Consider the following 18803-nt stretch of genomic DNA (forward strand, 5'->3'; position numbering starts at 1 on the left):
TAAGATGAAGCTGAATCAAGCGGGCTGGTTTATTGTTTTATGGCTGGGAGGTGTATTGAGTTTAGCCATAGTCGCCGGCCTATTCCGCATGCTTATTCAATGGGCGTATTGATCTCATTAGGTTGAAATGAATCCGCCGCTGTACGATGTGCAGCGGCGGATTTTTTTTCTAAATGGCCATCGTGAAGGGGGCAGATTACATATAAGAAGATATTTGGGCTGTGTACAGCATTATATGATGAACATGATTGATATAAATTTACTGCAGCGTTTTAAGCCGAAGCTGCATAACAGCGCTTTCAATACATTGTACATTGGAATAACAGCAGATCATGACTGATGTTTACCCGTGCATTGGGCTATAGCTGCTGATTATTTATGAAATAATTCAACTGATAAATAGAAAGTGAGCAGGCTGATCTTTTTTCATATTAAGATGAGGAAAATTCATTGTGATTGTTTCATCTGCTGATTTCTATTTCTGCCGTATTTCATGATAACGACTATTTTTCTATACATCTGAAATAGCATAATTTTTTACAGAAAAATTTTATTGTTTTAAGTCATTGTTATTTAATGTTTTATATAGAAGTATTGCTTTTCTCTCTTTATTGATATTTCACTTAGGACGGCTGTATTTTTAAAAAACTTATGTAAGTAAATTTTTTAGGTGAATTTTATTCATCTTTCATTGAGTCTAAATCATTTTTATTCATCTTTGGTTTCACGTATAAATGCACTCAGACAGAAATTTTGATTATCTTAGGGCAGTGAATTTCCATGAGCAATAAATTTGCATGCACAATTAAACGTATCCGTTTTGATGAAAATTACGCGCCAGCAGACAGCACGCGTTTAACGACAAACTTTGCCAATTTGGCCCGCGGTGAACACCGTGAAGAAAACCTGCGCCGTACATTGGCAATGATTAATAACCGTTTCAATACGTTGGCAAGCTGTGATAACCCAAATGCAGACCGTTATTCACTTGAAATTGACATTATCTCTGCTGAACTGGATGTTGAAGGCAACGGCCAAACGTTCCCATTCATTGAAATGCTGAAAAGCACAATTACTGACCACAAAACCAATGAACGCATTGAAGGTATGATTGGCAACAGTTTTTCATCTTATGTGCGTGATTATGACTTCAGCGTAGTATTGCCAGCACTCGGTTGCAAGTTCAATGAAAAACCTGAAGATTTTGGCGATTTACATGGCAAGCTGTATCAACATTTGATCAATTCAGACGTATTCAAAGCTGAATTTAAAAAACAGCCTGTCATTTGTTTAAGTGTTTCAACTACAAAAACCTATTACCGTACTGCAAATGTGCATCCGATCTTAGGTGTGGAATACACCAATGATGACTATTCACGTACCGATGACTATTTTGCAAAAATGGGCTTAAGCGTTCGTTACTTCAAACCTGAAAATGCGACTGCGCCATTGGCATTCTATTCAGCAAATAACTTGCTGAGCGGCTATACAGATTTCGAGTTGATCAGCGCGATCAGCACCATGGAAAGCTTCCAAAAAATCTATCGTCCTGAAATTTATAACACCAATGCGGCAGCTGGTTTGGTGTATCAGCCAAGCTTAAGCTTCGGAGATTACTCATTAACCCGTATTGTGTATGACCGTGTTGAACGTGGTCAGTTAGCAGTTAAACAGGGCAAATGGACAGAAGAGAACTTTATCCAGCCATATAAAGATATTCTGAATGAGTGGGCGGCCAATTTTAGTATTGAAAATGCAGGCGCAGCTTAATTTTAAATCACACAAATAGATGAAACACGGGTGAGTTAAACACCCGTTTTAAAAAAATAGAGATAGAAGATCGAATATGGCCCATTTAACACATAAACAGTTACTCCCAACGTCAACTGCCGGCAGCTTACCTAAACCTTCTTGGCTGGCTGAACCTGAAAAACTGTGGTCTGCATGGAAACTTGAAGGCGAAGCATTATTAGATGCAAAACGTGATGCGTTGAAATTATCTTTGCATGAACAAATCCATGCAGGCATTGATATTGTCAGCGATGGCGAACAAACCCGTCAGCATTTTGTGACCACGTTTATTGAACATCTTGAAGGTGTGGATTTCGAAAAACGTGAAACGATGCGTATCCGAAATCGTTACGATGCAAGTGTACCGTCTGTGGTGGGTGAAGTATCGCGTAAGAAAGCAGTGTTTGTTGATGATGCGAAATTCCTGCGCAGCCAAACTAATCAGCCGATCAAATGGGCGCTGCCTGGCCCGATGACGATGATTGATACCTTGTATGATGGGCATTATAAGAGCCGTGAAAAATTGGCTTGGGAATTTGCTAAAATCCTCAACCAAGAAGCGCTTGAGCTGGAAGCGGCAGGCGTGGACATCATTCAATTTGATGAGCCTGCATTTAACGTATTTTTTGATGAAGTCAATGACTGGGGGATTGCGACCTTAGAGCGCGCGCTTGAAGGTTTGAAATGCGAAACAGCTGTTCACATTTGCTATGGTTATGGCATTAAAGCCAATACAGATTGGAAACAGACCTTGGGTAATGAGTGGCGCCAATATGAGGAATCATTCCCGAAACTGCAGCAATCGAAGTTAGATATTATCTCACTTGAGTGCCAAAATTCTCGCGTACCCATGGATTTAATCGAACTCATCCGCGGTAAAAAAGTGATGGTTGGCGCCATTGATGTGGCGACGAATCAGGTTGAAACGGCAGAAGAAGTGGCGAATACCTTACGCAAAGCGCTTCAATTTGTAGATGCCGATAAGCTGTATCCTTCAACAAACTGCGGTATGGCGCCTTTGTCACGCCAAGTAGCGCAAGGCAAGCTGAATGCTTTAAGCGCAGGCGCGGCTATTGTCCGTCAAGAATTGACCGCATAAATGCAAGCTGGCTCAATATTATGCATGGACAAAGAGAATCTACATTTTTTTATTGCCTTGCATGATGTTGAGTTAAGCCAACTAGACCATTGAGATTGAAGAGATGATTGAAGCAACTGATTTTAGAAATGCAATGTCTTTATTGACAACGGCAGTCAACGTGATTACGACTGAAGGCGAAGCAGGCATGCATGGATTTACAGCATCGGCCGTATGCAGTGTGACTGATACGCCGCCAACTTTGCTGGTCTGTATGAATCAATCCTCTCGTTCTCATGCGCATTTTCTGGAAAATAAAGTGTTGTCTGTGAATGTTTTGGGCTCACAGCATGAGCAAATTTCTAATGCATTTGCTTCAAGCAAATTCAATTCTGAAGAGCGTTTTAAATTGGGTTCTTGGGTAGCTTTGCAAACTGGTTCACCCGTTTTAAAAGATGCTTTGGTCAGTTTTGACTGTCAGATTGAACAGATTCAAGAAGTGGGAACGCATAGCGTCTTTATGTGCCGTGTTGTTGCTATTCGGCAAAATCAGCAGGAAGAAAGTCTGGTGTATTTCAATCGGGCTTATCATGCTGTTGGTCAGCTTGAACTGGCTTAAACGTATTTCTCTTTCTTCTATCAGCTCTTTAAAAGTATTTATTTCGTGGAACTCATTATTTTCTTAAGCATTGGCGCATTTGCCGGTTTTGCTGCAGGGCTGTTTGGCGTCGGCGGCGGAACCATCATTGTGCCGTTGCTGTTTATTGTTTTTACCCAAATGGGCTACAGCCCAGATGTCATTATGCATTTGGCTCTCGGTACATCATTAGCCACTATTATTGTCACATCAATCAGTTCTTTAATGGCGCATCATAAAAATGGCGCTGTGATTTGGCCTGTATTTAAAAATTTAGCCCCGCCTATGGCGATTGGCTGTTTTGCCGGCGCAGGTATTGCTGGCTTGATGAATGCTGTACAGCTGCAGCTGGTTGTAGGTGTCTTTTTAGTTTGGGTGGCTTATACCATGTTTAAGGGGGCAGCAAAGTCAGCCGGCCCAAATAAAACATTGCCGCCTGCAGGCCAGCAGATTGCAGCGGGTTCGGTCATTGGCTTTGCATCTGCAATTTTTGGGATTGGCGGCGGCAGTATTACAGTGCCTTATTTAAACCGTTATGGCGTAGTCATGCAAAAAGCGGTGGGCACATCGGCAGCTTGCGGTTTACCCATTGCCATTGCTGGCGCATTAGGTTTTATGTTTTTTGGCATGCAGCAGCATGTTGAAACTCCAAATACCATAGGCTTTATTCATATCTATGCCTTTTTAGGTATTAGTGTGATGAGCTTCTTCACTGCTCAATATGGTGCGAAAACTGCCCATGCGCTTTCACCAGCGGCACTTAAAAAGTGTTTTGCTGTACTCTTGGCTGTTATCGGCAGTTATTTTGTGCTGCAGGGGTATTTAAGTCTTTTAGCTTAAACAAAGTTTTTCTTGTGAGGCCTAAGGGAAAATACTTAGGCCAGATTGATGCTAAGCATTAATTGGTGAGTATTGCAATTTCAGCTGGCGTATAGCCGCGGTCATGTAAAATACTGCAAACGGCATCTTTAGTGTTTTGGCATTCGGAGAGTTTAACTTTTTTGATCAGTTCAATATCGCTATAACTGCTGAGATCAAATCTGATTTCTAAAACTTTTGAATCTTGTTTGGGGAAAATAGATTGAACAAGATGGTGTATTCTGGGCTGCATATCGTTAAACGGACGAGATCGAACCCGCAATTCTAACCATTCTAAAAAAAATGAACAGTTGCTCAGCCTCTCTTATGGGCTTATTGGCGCTTAAATATACAAATTATGAGGGCTTAATTTTCAGGCTGCGCAAATGTTGTGCTGCTGAGTCAGTACAATGATGATTTTACTCTTTAAAATATGCAAAAAGTTTCTCTGTATTAGGCAGTGTCTCATAACTTTGATTTGCCTGATTCGTCATTACCCATGCAACTTTAGAGCCCATACAAAAATGCAAACGGTTTTTTATGTCAGGCATTTCATTTAATAAGCCCAATGGAATCCATATCCAGCTGCCGTCATAGGTCATGTTGAATCTTAAAAATGAAAATTTCTTTTTAGCGTGTTTTGTTTACTTAGACAAGGCGTATATGTACAGGCAGTCAAACGGATCAAGGGGAAAAATTTAAATAAGCTTAGCTTGGTTCGATGAAAAGCGTCCCGGCACATTTATATTTCAACGGCCAAAATAAAGCCGCCTATACCCTGTAAAACAGGATATAGGCGGCAGATATGAAGTGTTTGTTTTAGGAGTGCTTAAGCAGCAGTTTCAATCACTTTAGCCATCGCATCGGCAACATAGTCAATATTGTTTAAATTCAGACCTGCAACACACATACGGCCTGAACGAACCATATAAATGCCAAACTCTTCTTTTAAACGGTCAACTTGCGCTGCGCTTAAGCCTGTATAACTGAACATGCCTTGCTGTTTCACCAAATAGCCAAAATCCTGATCTGGCAATGCTTGGCTGAGTTTAGTGCTCAGCAGCTGGCGCATTTTTAAAATACGTTCACGCATTTCATTCAGTTCAGCTTGCCATTGGCTGTTCAATTCAGGTGTGTTCAGTACATTGTCGACCAGCAGTGCGCCTGTTGTTGCTGGGCTAGAGTAAATGCGGCGAACAGTCGCTTTTAATTGCCCTAATACGGTTTGAGCCGTTGCAGCATCGTCACAGACAAAAGTCAGGCTGCCGACACGTTCGCCGTACAGTGAGAAAATTTTAGAAAAAGAATTGCTGACAATAAAGTTCATACCAGCCTGATCCAGTGCGCGGATCGCATAAGCATCCTGTTCCAGACCTTGAGCAAAGCCTTGGTAAGCAATGTCCAAAAATGGAATCAGGTCATTTTGTTTTAAGACGTCAATGACACGGTCCCATTCATTTGCCGTTAAATCTGCACCAGTCGGGTTATGGCAGCAAGGATGCAGCAAAACAATACTTTTTGCCGGCAAAGTGCGCAGCGTGTCCAGCATGGCCTCAATATTGACACCATTGGTTTTTGCATCGAAATATGGATAAAAATTTGATGCAATGCCAGCGCCGTTAAAAATGGCAATATGATTTTCCCATGTCGGCTGGCTGACCCAAACCTCAGATTCTGGAAAGTACTTTTTCAGAAAGTCTGCGCCGACTTTTAAAGCGCCAGAGCCGCCCAATGTTTGAATGGTCACTGCGCGTCCTGCATTGCGGGCAGGGCTGTCAGCACCCAGCAGCAGCGCCTGAGTTGCTTGGTTATAGGCTTTTAAGCCATCCATAGGCAAGTACAGTTTCACTTTATTATTGTCTGCAGCAATATTTTTACAGGCAGCCTGTACACAGTTTAGCTGAGGCACGATATTTTCTTCGTTGTAATACAGGCCAATGCTTAAATTTACTTTTTGGCTGCGCTGATCTTTTACAAATTCTTCCATCAATGAAAGAATCGGGTCGCCTGCATAGGCATCTACGTGTTGAAACATGATTAAACCTTATTTTTCAAAATTTGGAAGCCGCCCTTAAGACAGACGGACTTCATCTTTACTCAGCAGTGTTTGGCTGGCCGCTTTTTTCTGTTTAAAGAGATAAGCGGCTGTCAAAATAGAAATCCAGCATGGAATCATCCACACAGCAATACGCATGTCTGACTGGCTCATAATCCATAAGATACCGCACATAAAGACGATACATAAATAATTGCTAAAAGGGTAGGCAATACTTGGAAACAGTGTCGCCGTTTGAGTCTGCAGCATATGCTTTTTAAATTTGATATGGGTATATGAGATGACCACCCAGTTAATGACAATTGCAGCCACCACCAGCATCATCAGCAGGCTGAAGGCTTTTTCAGGGAATAAATAGTTAATCAGCACACAGATCATGGTGAAGAAGGCAGAAGCCATGACAGCATTGACTGGAATGCCGCGTGCATTAATTTTGCTGAACAGCTTCGGTGCATTGCCTTGTTCTGCAAGTCCTAACAGCATGCGGCTAGTACAGTAGTTTGTACTGTTATAGACAGAAACTGCAGCGGTCAGCACCACAAAGTTCAGTACAGTTGCAGCAGTCTGGCTGCCCAAAGCATCAAAAATCATGACAAAAGGGCTGCCGCCTTGCGCCATTTGGTTCCAAGGATAAAGCGATAAAATAATCACTAAGCTTAAAATGTAGAACAGCAGTACGCGGTAAACGATTTGGTTAATGGCTTTAGGCAGGGTCTTTTTAGGATTCTCCGTTTCAGCCGCGGCAATACCGACCAGTTCAATACCTCCAAAGGCAAACATGATCATCGCCATGGCCATAACCAAGCCCATTGCGCCATTTGGGAAGAAGCCGCCGAGCTCCCATAAATTGCTTAAGCTGGATGTTGCAGCCGCATTGCCGCTGGCCAGCAGATAACTGCCAAAAGCAATCATGGCAATAATCGCAATGACTTTAATAATTGCCAGCCAAAATTCCATTTCGCCAAACAGTTTGACATTCAGCAGGTTAATGACATTGATAAAAATAAAGAAGCCTAAGGCAGAGATCCATGTCGGAATTTCAGGCCACCAGTAGTGAATATAGAGGCCAATAGCGCTCAGCTCAGCCATACAGACTAAAATATTCAGTACCCAGTAATTCCAGCCAGACATAAAGCCTGCAAATTTGCCCCAATATTTATAGGCAAAATGGCTGAAAGAGCCGCTGACGGGTTCCTCCACAATCATCTCACCCAATTGGCGCATCATGAGAAATGCAATCAGGCCTGCTATGGCATAGCCTAAAATCACAGATGGGCCTGCCAGTTTAATGGTTTGTGAAATACCTAAAAATAGGCCTGTACCAATTGATCCGCCTAGGGCAATCAATTGGATATGGCGGTTGCTTAAACCTTTTTTGAGGTTTCCTTGTTGGGTTTGCTGCATTTTCTAACATCGTCCTTGGTCGAGTTCTGCGCCGGAGCTATGACAGTGGATTATTGTTTTGCCTGTACATGCGGGCAGAATCATGAGTTTATGAAAATCGTGTGCAAAGCAGGGGAATCGTGCGCCAGCGGACTGGCGCATATATAAAAAATCTGGAATAAAAATAGAGTAAGTCAACTGTGTCTTCAGGCGTTTGAGATATCCAGCACACCGCGTTTGATTTGATCACGTTCAATCGATTCAAACAGGGCTTTAAAGTTGCCTTCGCCAAAGCCGTCATCATCTTTACGCTGAATAAACTCAAAGAATACGGGGCCCAGCATGTTTTCAGAGAAAATTTGAAGCAATAAGCGCTTCTCACCATTTTTGGTATTGCCGTCAAGCAAAATACCGCGTTTTTGCAGTTCTTCAGTCGGTTCGCCGTGTTCCGGCAAACGTTCAGGCAGCATGTCATAATAAGTGTTTGGCGGCGGTGTCATAAACTTCGCGCCTAGGGCTTTTAGCTTATCCCAAGTGCTAATTAGATCATCGGTAATAAAGGCAATATGCTGAATACCTTCACCGTTAAAGTCATTTAAGAACTCGGCAATTTGACCATTGCCCTTGTCTGAGTCTTCGTTCAGCGGAATACGGATTTTACCGTCTGGAGCAGTTAAGGCTTTTGAAGTGAGGCCTGTGTATTCGCCTTTGATATCAAAGTAGCGGATTTCTTGGAAATTGAAGATTTTTTCATAGAAGTTTGCCCAATATTCCATGCGGCCTTTGTAGACGTTATGAGTCAAGTGGTCAATTTCATTTAAGCCAGTACCTGCAGGATTTGGGTCTTGGCCTTCAATAAAAATAAAATCGCTTGAATAAATATCGCGGTCAACCAAGAAAATAGGCGAGCCGCCAATCCCTTTAATGGCAGGAATATTCAGTTCCATTGGGCCAATTTTGCTGTAAATCGGTTCTGCGCCCAGTTCTACTGCTTTGTGAAAAGCTTTAGCTGCGTCTTTGGTGCGAAAGCCCATAGCACATGCAGAGGGGCCATGTTCTTTATAGAAAAAAGCAGCTGAGGATTCGGGCTGGTAATTTAAAATAATGTTGATTTGACCTTGACGCCATAAATACACATTTTTTGATTTATGTTTAGCAACTTTAGTGAATCCGATGGTCGAGAAAATATCGTCAAGTTCACCGTCTTGAGATACAAACTCAATAAATTCAAAGCCGCGGAGTTCTAAAGGGTTTGCTAACTCATTCATATAACGTCCTCATTTTTTCAGCAATCCAATTGCTTGATTTTCAAATTATTGTTATGAGCAAATGAAGCAGCCTTCGCGCATGATTCTGAAATCCTGCACTGCTGTTAAGACAAATCCATTTGCCCTAGTATAATTTTCCGAAGATACGCCAGCGGCGGCTGGAGATATCGGTTCGATAAAAATAATATATTTGTTCATCATATCTGGCTAAAAAAATTATTCAATACATAATTGAATTATGTATTACGTAATTAGTGAAATTGGTTATATATTTTATAACATAAAGTAATGAAATGAATAATAAAAAGTGCTTAGACGGAGGTTTTTACAGCTGAATTTCTTATTGTAAATTTTTGTAATTATTTTAAATCTCAAAATATGCTGTTCAGTAGGGTTTTTCTAATTTTAAACTTTTGTTTATGAAGGTTTTTATATTTCTAAGTAGGGGTTGTCAGTTTGCGGCAGCCATTCAATGCAATGCTGCAGACTCCATGCAAAATCATCTGCAGATCGGGTAGAGCACTCCCACCAAATACAAACTCTCCATCCCGCTTGCTGCAAGGCCAAACAGTGAGCACTATCCCGTTCGGCATTTTTTAAAATTTTAGGCTGCCAATAATCTAAATTGCTTTTAGGCCAGTGAAAATATTTGCAATCGTGCTTATGCCAAAAGCAGCCATGTACAAAAATGACAGCATTATATTTTTTCAATACTAGATCAGGCTTGCCAGCTAAATCTTTTTGATGCAGACGGAAGCGGTATCCTGCTTGATGCAGCGCCTTACGGATTTTAAGTTCTGGACGGGTGTTTTTGGAGTGGATAGCCGCCATGTTTTCAGAACGGGTCATCGCGGGTTTAGCTGTATCGGCTTTTTTTCTCATAGCGCACTCTTATTCAGGCATTGGACGAAAGGCAGCGGCTTTAGAACATGTTTTTTCAGCTGTTAAAACTAAAGTAATGCTTTTTGAAAGTCCTGCAAAATTTTCTTAATTATATTTCGGCTCAAAGCATCTGAAAAATAGCGGTTAAAAAGCAGCTGATCTGCGCGGTAAATCAGCTGCTGTGCATAGCTTAAATTTACCTGCTGGCTTTGACGTTTACACCAGCTGAAATATGCGGCGCAGTCTTTAAAAAGTATAGCGTATGTTTGAGCAGAGCCTATCTTCAGCCTGCTGCAGGGATGCCGAACATCCTGCATCAGGTTCAGGATAAATAGATAATTTTCTTGGCGGCTTGAATATTCAAACAGCGGATAATCACGAGGCGGCTGGCAGCGCTGAATCAGCCGATGAATCTGATCTGCTTCTAGAATGACGGTATATACGTGCTGGTATTGCTTGAGCCGGGCTAAATCTTTTACGGTAATTTTTTGCAAACGTGACAGATCCATGTTGTCTGTCAAATCTGCCAATTTGACTTGGCAGGCAATCGCATTTTTAACAGTGCGCTGTGCGGCGCTGAAGCGGCTGTCATGTTCAAGCTTCGTGAGCGCGATGACGGCATTTAGGACGGTTTGTGAAAAACCAAGTGCAGCTAAGTCATGCACTTTTGTATTGGTGTCTTCCAGTAAATCATGCATAACGGCTGCCATTTTGGCATCATTGCTGGAGACATTTTGCATCACTCGTAACGGATGGGTGATATAGGGCTGTCCCGCTTTATCTTTTTGACCTTGATGCTGCGCTGCAGCAAATCTAATGGCTTGTTCTAATGTTGAAATAAAATATTCCTCATCGAAGGCGGCTTTTTTTACCGAGTTGAATGCAGTAATAAGCACGCTAAACTGCGGGTGATATTTTCCTATTTTTTGCTGCAGGCGCTGTTCGTGAGCGGCAATTTATGCAGTATTTTTCAGCGGATTGTAAACGGCCGCTCTACATTGGAAATAGGGCTTTTCACATCATAATATCCATATTTTAAATTTGAAAAATACTGGGGATGCAGCGCTATTTTACGGTTAATAAGAAGCAGCTGTATTATAAAATAAACAGCAGAACTTAATGCCTTTGGCTATTTATAAAACTGAAGTCAGCAATGGGTAATATGGGTTTGATTGGCATAATATTACAAAAAAATAAATGCAGAAATCTGATTTTATAATTCAAAAATTTAAAATCATTTAATGTGGAGGTCGAGCGGATAATCTAATATCTAGATGGGTATTATATAATTCAGGTATAAGTTTTAAACTTTAAAATGGAGGCGGTTCGATTGTCTATCACTGATTTTTGGGATTTTAATAGACGAAGATCAAGGCGCTAAGCAAGAAAACTGTATAAGGGCTGTTCTCAACATATCTGTTTAGACAGACATAAAAAGGATGTCATGATAGCGGGTATGAGCAGATTAAGAACATAGAGCTATGCGTTTCTATGGACGCATAGCATGTGTTTAACAGGAACATTTTGAAATATAGGAAATTTAAATTTCACGCCAAACACTGTTTTGGTCTTTGAGTGAAATAGTGAAGTTGAAGTTGGAGTCATCACTCACCAATAACCCTTCAGGTGTTTGCATAATCACTTTCAGTACAGTACCTGTTTCAAAGATCTTTGGGGTGCAATTCTCTTTTCTTAGTGTTACTGGCTTAAGCAGTTCAACAATCGGTCTTTCCATTTTACACCTCCCCTAGATGGCATTGTATTTTTAATGAGCATAACATAATTTTGAATAATTAACCATTTTTATCAATATTGAGTGATGGTTCATTAAAATATAAGAAATAATAAATTAATACCGTTATTTTTGGGCGAAAATGTTAATGTCTTCTATGCCGCTGCATTTAAATGGCTGAGTATTAACCGCAAGTTTATACTGCTTGTCAGTACACTGCATTTGTCTTTTTGAAAAGAAAACCGGCTGGCTGTGCATGGATAAAACGGCATTTGCAGATGTTTGGTTTCATAAAAAAAACGCTGAAGCTGAAATGAAGCTTAGTTTTATAAAAAAGCTTTAAAAAAGTTAAATTTTCATAACAAAAATGTGTATTTACGTTTTATGATCGGCGCGTATGCTGAAAGCAATAATAAAAGGACATGAGCAACAGTATGTTTAAATCTTTCTTTCCGAATCCAAAATGGTTTTTCGGTTCGCTGGTCATTTGGTTCATTATAAATTTAGCGCTGTGGTATAGCGGAGGATCAGGCTGGGGCACATGGATTGGATTTACCGAAGGCTATGCCAAAGCGGAACTGCCGATTGATGTGAGCCGCTTTTGGGCGCCATCTTTTCTATGGTTTTATATATGGTTCTTTGCAGCCACTGTGCTGTTCGCGCTGTTCTGGAAATGGAAGTCGAATAATCCTTGGCAGGCATGGTCGGTTTGGGGTTCAGCTTTTATCTTGTTTAATATCTGGTTTAGCGTACAGGTCAGCCTGCTGATTAATGCATGGTATAACCCATTTTATGACCTGATTCAGAAAATGCTCAGCAATAACGGCGGTGACATTAATTTGCTCTATTTTCAGCTCATGGAAATTATGTGGGTTTTAATGATTTATGTCACGACAGCAGTGTTTAACTTATTTTTTGTCAGCCACTATGTTTTCCGCTGGCGTACCGCAATGAATGACTTTTACACAGCCCATTGGGAGCAGCTGCGTCATATTGAAGGGGCATCACAGCGTATTCAGGAAGATACAATGCGCTTTGCTAAGACCATGGAAAGCTTAGGTGTCAGCTTGGTTGAAGCGCTGATGACATTAATTGCATTTTTACCGGTATTATTTACGCTGTCATCGCATGTGAAAGCGCTGCCGATTGTAGGGGAAATTCCTCAGGCGCTGGTTTGGGCTGCCATCAGCTGGTCTGTATTGGGCACGGCTATACTGATGCTGGTAGGCTATAAGCTGCCAGGTTTAGAATTTAATAATCAAAAAGTGGAAGCGGCTTACCGCAAAGAATTGGTCTATGGTGAAGATCACGCAGAGCGTGCAGATCCATTAAGCTTAAAAGAACTTTTTTCTCAAGTCCGTTTTAACTATTTCCGCCTATATTTTCACTATGCATATTTTAATTTAGTGCGTATCTGGTATTTGCAGCTGGATAATCTGTTTGGCATATTTGTATTGTTCCCAAGCATTGCAGCAGGTGCGATTACTTTGGGTTTAATGATGCAGATTGGCAACGTGTTCGGCAAAGTCCGCGAGTCTTTTCAGTATTTAATTGCATCGTGGCCAACCATTATTGAACTGCTTTCTATTTATAAGCGTTTAAGAGCTTTTGAGTCGACCTTGGATCAATAGTTTTATCTGCATTTCAGCCCGATTGATTCGGGCTTTTTTTATGCGCTGCGCTCTGTGTTTATAGAGCTTTGGCCTTTGGCCGTCGCGCTCTAAGGTTTATGGAAATTTGATGGGCTGTTTTTCATGCAATTTTAAAGGTTATGCAGTTCAAGTTTTATAAAATGAAAAGCTCGCTGTTTGGCATTTTATAAGATAATTAAAGCGTGGTTCATATAAAAATAATATTTAAAACAATGCTTTGAGTTTGAGCTTTACGGCTAATTCGGCTAACGTTATTGACTTGGTTTGATTGGGTAGATGTGCGTGAATATGAAGTGTTTGGGCTTATTGGCCAGTTCAGTATTAATGCTGCATGGCTGTGCCAGTTTGGGCCATTTAGGTGCAGATCCGATGACAAAATACAGTTCTGTGCAAAGCCTAATTGCAGAGCAGCAGCTGCATAACCAAACCTATATTTATGCATGGGGTGCAAAGAGTAAGCAAAACGAACCTCAGACGATGATGCCTCGCGCTCAATTGGCAAAATATTGTCATGCCAATGGCGGCAGTTTTTCACTGTATCAAAAGAGCAATTTGCCTTTGATTAAAAGCAGTAAAATAAAAAATACACTGGCAGCGAACCGCAATATTACTCAAGCTGCCGGTTCATATCAGTGTGTAAAGCAGAAACAGCAATTGTGGGTGGTTTCTATTGAGCCGACAGCAGAGCTGAAGTCTCCGCAAGATCATGATGCCCGTGCAGTACGTATGAATGTAGAACTCATGTCTGCATATGAAGCAAAGCAGCTGTACAAAAACGCGGCAGCATCTGCAGCAGTGAAAAAATCGGCGGCTGTTCCTGCAGCGAAAACTGCTGTAAAAACACAAAATACCAAAGAACAAAAAGCAGCTGAGGACAAAAAAGAGCAGCCTGCAGCTCAGTCTGTACGTGCAGCGGCAGATACACCGCAGCAAAAACAAATGGAACTTTATGTGTCTGCGCGCAGAGACATTAATAACGGCAAAAATTTAAATAATGCCTGTAACAATGCACAGCGCGCTTATAATTATGGCAAATTGCAGGGCACGGATGGTACACGTGTTTATACCGAATCTGGAATGCTGGTTGCGCGCTGTTTGACCAGTATTTCTACATACAGCAGCCGTTTTCCAAATGCGAAAGGCCAAGCGAAACGCATACTGCAAAACTTAGCGGTTAACTATAATCACTCTGGCGCAAAGCATATGCTGAAGCAGCTGGGCTAAAGCATTTTTTACAGTTTGCCGTACGGCAGACAAATGTTCTACACAGTAATACAGCGCAGGCGTTTAAGCCTATGGTAAAAAGGGGCATATACTTTTGGAGCTTGCTCTATGTCACTGCGTTTTTCATTTCCAGTTTTAAATTTTATTTCTCATTCACGTTTTGCTAAACCTGCAATGCTGGCAGTGGCGCTTTGCGGCGCTGCGCCTTTGGCTACGGCTGGACCTGCTGTAGATCAGCTCAGTGACTGTTTGGTGAAATCAACCACGGCGGCGGATAAAACAGCGGTGCTGCAATGGACATTTACTGCATTGGCGCAGCATCCTGAATTAAAACAGTTCAGTAATATCAGTGCTGAACAGAAAATGACTTTAGATAAAAAATTGGCACAGACTTTACAGCGGATTTTAACGGAACAATGCTCGGCACAAACCAAAGCCGTGATTCAAGCTGAAGGCATGCAAGCGGTAGGGGAAAGTTTTCAAGAACTTGGCAGTATTACAGGCGATGAAATTTTAAAAAAACCTGAAATCAAACAACAGTTACAGGGTGTACTGCGCTATGTGGATTTAAATAAATTAGTCACCACATTTTTAACGCCAGAGCTTTGGAATAAGTTGGGTGTGGTCCGTTAATTTTATTGTTCAGTGGATTTGAAAATGCTCCTTTTATACAAGGAGCATTTTTATGGATTCAACTTAAATGGATGATGATCCAATTTGCTTTAGTTTGGCGACTCGAGCATTAAATCGTAATCGTTGCGCCTAATGCTTTAACAAACTGGGCCATCCATGCAGGATGAGCAGGCCATGCAGGTGCAGTAACTAAATGACCATCGGTCACTGCATCCGTGACTGCAATATCTGCATATTGACCACCAGCCAGTTTAACTTCGGCGGCACATGCAGGATAAGCGGAACATGTACGGCCTTTCAGTACATTGGCTGCTGCCAAAATTTGCGCCCCATGACAAACCGCTGCAATAGGTTTTTTCGCCGCGTCAAATTCGCGTACGATTTCAATCACACGTGTATTCATACGTAAATATTCAGGCGCACGACCGCCCGGGATCACTAAGCCGACATAGTTTTCTGAGTTAACTGCATCAAAGTCATAGTTAATCGCAAAGTTATGACCGCGTTTTTCGCTATAAGTTTGTTCACCTTCAAAATCATGAATGGCTGTGGCAATGCTGTCGCCAGCTTTTTTGTCAGGACAAACGGCATGAACGGTATAACCAAGACCAACTAAAAATTGAAAAGGTACCATTGTTTCGTAGTCTTCAGCATAGTCGCCCACGAGCATAAGAATTTGTTTTGACATGATCTAACCCTCTGTTGAAATATGATTTATATCAATTTTTCATTTACCTTAGCATATTGAAATGACAGTTTTAAGCAGACTGTAAATTCTTTAGTTGTATAGCTGAGGTCATTTTTATAAAAAAGCCCCAATCAATTGAGGCGTTTTAACTGCCCGTAAAAGTTTGTTAAATCAATCCGTTTACATATTCAGTGATATGGAATTTTCTATGCTGAGGTATTAATCGTTTAATGTGCAGGCTTTGCCGTTATATTCATAACGGTTGACATCATATTTTTGACCATTCCAGCGGTAAATAGTAAAACAAAATCCGGGGCCACCATTTTCAATATCTGGCCAGCCATCTTTTCCTTTGGTTTTTAGAAAAGTAGGGACCCCCATGTTTTCAAAAATGAGCTTCCAATTTCCAGTTTTTTGCTGAGCAACAATGTGGTAACCAACACCTGTGTTGCCATAGCACATGGTGCTGTAGTCTGAAATGACTGCATCTTTTAGACCGTCACCATTGAAGTCTTTGTATGTAGTGATTTCACCTGTGTCACAGCTGCCTTCCCAGCCATGTTTTGTTTTTGAAAAGCCTGCGGCTTTAAAGATTTGGCTGGCTTCTTTAGCTGGAATATTGGGTTTGGTTTCTGCAAATGTGGTGGTGCCGAGGAAGGCAAGCGTAGAAAGTGTGAGGATAGCTGTTTTCATTTTTGTCCTTTGGTATTTTGAAAATGCTGACTGTTTTAAAGTATTAGAATTAGTTTAGTGTAGTGGTTTTTCGGGAATTAGATAGGTAATTTTAGCTATACGAAGCAGAGTTTTGAATTTTTAAATACCTCTCCCTAGCTCTCTCCTTAAAAAGGAGAGGGAACATTCATTATTAAATATATGGTGCTATCAAATTTACAATGAAAGCGCCTTCTCCCAGTGGGAGAAGGCGGGGATGAGGTATATTCAGAAGTCACGCATAAAAAATGACTTTTAAAGATTATTAAGTCTTGAACTCTATGGGATAGTATTTTTATTAATGTTAATGTAATTTTTACTTTATTAAAAATAGATATTCCAAAGTATTAAGCGAGAATTTAATGTCTGAATGGGTCAAGATTGAAGAAGAACTAGCTCTTTTTTATGAACAAAATAATTTTTATGGATATTCAAGTATAAGTGGTTGGTTTGATGAAAAAGCTAAAACTTTAGAAGATGGAAACCTAAAAGAAGAATTAAAACTCTATTCAAAAATTTGTTTCATGATGTTAATACCAACGAGTATGAATGAACCCTTGAAAGAAAGGCTAAATCTCTTTGAACATGGTCGGAGCACAAGACCAGAAGATTTGACTGAAGTAGAGATTGAAAAATTAGAAAGTACCTATGAGGTTTTAACTAATTCATGGTTAAAAGCTCGTGTAGCAGAAATATTATGGCTGTTAAAAAAACCTAAAAATATTGAATGGATACAAACAGCAATTGATAGTTATTTATCAATTAAAGCAACTAAAGAAAACTGGTCTAAGGATGTAGCTATTTGTCACGAACGGGCATTTTTTTTAGTGGCTAAATTTGGGAGGAATCCTAGAGTTACTATTGATATAGAAAAAATGAGAGCCAATAAATTAGCAATAATTTTTAGTGAAAATAAACCTGAAAATTTTGTTATTTTAAAAGTAGGTGAGCTCTTAGCTAGGTATAGTTTAATTGAAAATTATGAAACCCAATTGATTGCGAAATATCTCGAATTAGCTGAATTATGTTGTGAAAAAAGTATTTTACTTGCTGATGGCTATTTGAAAGCGACGATAGATTTATATAACCAACTTGAAAAGTTTGAGGAAACTTCTAAAATTATTGTGAAACGTGTCAAACTCTATGAAAAAGAAGGAGATGAGCATTTAAGAAAAACAGAGATAGGGGCTGTATTAGCTCAGAATTCATATGAAAAAGCATTGCAAATTTTAGCTACGATACAAAGACGGTTTAGAAGAAAATTCCAGTATGCTCAGGTGGAGCAAAGTCTATATAATAAAATGCATGAAGCTGCACATTTAGCTATAGAAACAATGCCTTCAATTACAAACAAGATCGATATCAAAGATATAATTGACTGGCTAAACGATGAAATTAGTGAAAAAGAATTTCCAATAGCTTTGCATAAATTCTTATCTATAAAACCTTTCATAAAACTTGATGATTTAAAAAAGACAGTAATTGAAAAAAATAAAGATAGATTTTTATCTAACTTTTTTGGGGAAAAGCATTTTTCAGGGGATGCAAGAGTAATTAAGAGGTCATCAGCAATTGGTACTGATGATTTAGATGATGATCAATTAGAAGAACAATTGATTTTAGAATGTAAAGTTGATGCAGATTTATGGACAAGATCAGCATTGATAGAAGGATTTAAGATTTTACAAAGAGAACATAATCTTAGATTGGAGGATTTTTTTCATTTAACACAGTTTTCTCCTTTTATTCCAGAAGACAGATCTAGAGATATGGCTAGAGGTTTATATTATGGTTATGATGGTGATTTTTTTACTTCACTTCATTTGTTAGCGCCTCAGATTGAGCATATTGTTCGATATCATCTGAAGAATTCAGATATAAAAACTATCATGATTGAAGATGGTATTGAAACAGAGCTAAGCCTTAATGCATTATTGAAAAAAGAAGAGATAAAAAAAGTATTCAATGAAGCTTTGATAATTGAGTTAAAAACAATATTTACTCATCCAAGTGGTTTTAATATTAGAAATGATGTGGCTCATGGTTTGGTAAGCTCTAATAATTACAATCAGGTTAGTTTTTTCTATGCTTGGTATTTTTTATTAAGAACAACTTTTATTCATTTTTGTAGAAAAGCCCAAAGTGTAGATGAAGAAGGTTTTCAGGATTTAGAAAAAAACCCGCTCTAAAGCGGGTATTTTTATTTCAAA

17 protein-coding genes and 1 pseudogene are annotated in these 18803 nt (G+C 40.0%); 9 read left to right on the plus strand and 9 right to left on the minus strand.

Annotated features, from left to right (window positions below; all coding sequences use genetic code 11):
- The first annotated feature begins 4 nt into the window (after positions 1-4).
- The 5 genes from D7V32_RS00305 (at position 5) to D7V32_RS00325 (ending at position 4346) form a co-directional block, all read left to right on the plus strand.
- Positions 5-112, plus strand: a complete 108-nt coding sequence (locus D7V32_RS00305) for a DUF2474 family protein (RefSeq protein WP_120400934.1) — start codon at positions 5-7, stop codon at positions 110-112.
- A 668-nt stretch (positions 113-780) separates the two neighbouring features.
- Complete coding sequence (locus D7V32_RS00310) at positions 781-1770, plus strand: putative oxygenase MesX (RefSeq protein ID WP_120400935.1); 990 nt, start codon at positions 781-783, stop codon at positions 1768-1770.
- Between the two features lie 76 nt (positions 1771-1846).
- Positions 1847-2890 carry a methionine synthase gene (locus tag D7V32_RS00315; RefSeq protein WP_120400936.1) on the plus strand — a complete coding sequence of 348 codons (1044 nt, stop codon included), beginning with the start codon at positions 1847-1849 and terminating at the stop codon, positions 2888-2890.
- Between the two features lie 103 nt (positions 2891-2993).
- The gene (locus D7V32_RS00320) at positions 2994-3488 is read left to right on the plus strand and encodes a flavin reductase (protein ID WP_120400937.1); all 495 of its coding nucleotides are present in this window, start codon (positions 2994-2996) and stop codon (positions 3486-3488) included.
- 45 nt (positions 3489-3533) lie between these two features.
- Complete coding sequence (locus D7V32_RS00325; RefSeq protein WP_120400938.1) at positions 3534-4346, plus strand: sulfite exporter TauE/SafE family protein; 813 nt, start codon at positions 3534-3536, stop codon at positions 4344-4346.
- Between the two features lie 58 nt (positions 4347-4404).
- Here the strand turns inward: D7V32_RS00325 and D7V32_RS00330 are convergent, their stop codons facing one another.
- The 7 genes and pseudogenes from D7V32_RS00330 to D7V32_RS00365 all read right to left on the minus strand — a co-directional run bounded on the left by D7V32_RS00330 (position 4405) and on the right by D7V32_RS00365 (position 11688).
- The gene (locus D7V32_RS00330) at positions 4405-4617 is read right to left on the minus strand and encodes a hypothetical protein (RefSeq protein WP_120400939.1); all 213 of its coding nucleotides are present in this window, start codon (positions 4615-4617) and stop codon (positions 4405-4407) included.
- 576 nt (positions 4618-5193) lie between these two features.
- A complete protein-coding gene (locus D7V32_RS00340; protein WP_120400941.1) occupies positions 5194-6399 on the minus strand; it encodes an amino acid aminotransferase in 1206 nt (401 codons plus the stop codon).
- 36 nt (positions 6400-6435) lie between these two features.
- Positions 6436-7824 (minus strand): amino acid permease, encoded by a 1389-nt coding sequence (locus D7V32_RS00345; protein WP_120400942.1) that lies wholly within the window; start codon positions 7822-7824, stop codon positions 6436-6438.
- A 185-nt stretch (positions 7825-8009) separates the two neighbouring features.
- Entirely contained in the window at positions 8010-9071 is a 1062-nt protein-coding gene (hppD, locus tag D7V32_RS00350; RefSeq protein WP_120400943.1) for a 4-hydroxyphenylpyruvate dioxygenase, read from the minus strand.
- A 429-nt stretch (positions 9072-9500) separates the two neighbouring features.
- Positions 9501-9953, minus strand: a complete 453-nt coding sequence (locus tag D7V32_RS00355; RefSeq protein WP_120400944.1) for a very short patch repair endonuclease — start codon at positions 9951-9953, stop codon at positions 9501-9503.
- A 425-nt stretch (positions 9954-10378) separates the two neighbouring features.
- Positions 10379-10792 (minus strand): annotated as a pseudogene (locus D7V32_RS17510) (HD domain-containing protein); the annotation flags it as partial.
- Positions 10793-11493: 701 nt separating this feature from the next.
- Positions 11494-11688: a hypothetical protein gene (locus D7V32_RS00365; RefSeq protein WP_120400945.1), complete on the minus strand. Its 195-nt coding sequence runs from the start codon at positions 11686-11688 to the stop codon at positions 11494-11496.
- A 431-nt stretch (positions 11689-12119) separates the two neighbouring features.
- Here D7V32_RS00365 and sbmA point away from each other — a divergent pair, with 431 nt between their 5' ends.
- The 3 genes from sbmA (at position 12120) to D7V32_RS00380 (ending at position 15194) form a co-directional block, all read left to right on the plus strand.
- The gene (sbmA, locus tag D7V32_RS00370) at positions 12120-13316 is read left to right on the plus strand and encodes a peptide antibiotic transporter SbmA (RefSeq protein ID WP_120400946.1); all 1197 of its coding nucleotides are present in this window, start codon (positions 12120-12122) and stop codon (positions 13314-13316) included.
- A gap of 309 nt (positions 13317-13625) precedes the next feature.
- Positions 13626-14561, plus strand: coding sequence for a hypothetical protein (locus D7V32_RS00375; protein ID WP_228200151.1), 936 nt, complete (start codon positions 13626-13628; stop codon positions 14559-14561).
- A 174-nt stretch (positions 14562-14735) separates the two neighbouring features.
- Complete coding sequence (locus D7V32_RS00380; RefSeq protein WP_120401128.1) at positions 14736-15194, plus strand: hypothetical protein; 459 nt, start codon at positions 14736-14738, stop codon at positions 15192-15194.
- A 109-nt stretch (positions 15195-15303) separates the two neighbouring features.
- On the opposite strand, the gene D7V32_RS00385 is transcribed toward D7V32_RS00380, so the two are convergent.
- Positions 15304-15882: a DJ-1/PfpI family protein gene (locus tag D7V32_RS00385; protein ID WP_120400947.1), complete on the minus strand. Its 579-nt coding sequence runs from the start codon at positions 15880-15882 to the stop codon at positions 15304-15306.
- Positions 15883-16101: 219 nt separating this feature from the next.
- Positions 16102-16575, minus strand: coding sequence for a hypothetical protein (locus tag D7V32_RS00390; protein ID WP_120400948.1), 474 nt, complete (start codon positions 16573-16575; stop codon positions 16102-16104).
- A 380-nt stretch (positions 16576-16955) separates the two neighbouring features.
- Here D7V32_RS00390 and D7V32_RS00395 point away from each other — a divergent pair, with 380 nt between their 5' ends.
- Positions 16956-18782, plus strand: coding sequence for a DUF4209 domain-containing protein (locus D7V32_RS00395; protein WP_120400949.1), 1827 nt, complete (start codon positions 16956-16958; stop codon positions 18780-18782).
- Positions 18783-18803 lie beyond the last annotated feature (21 nt).

Origin of the sequence: Acinetobacter tianfuensis (assembly GCF_003611465.1) — a bacterium.
GTDB lineage: Bacteria > Pseudomonadota > Gammaproteobacteria > Pseudomonadales > Moraxellaceae > Acinetobacter > Acinetobacter tianfuensis.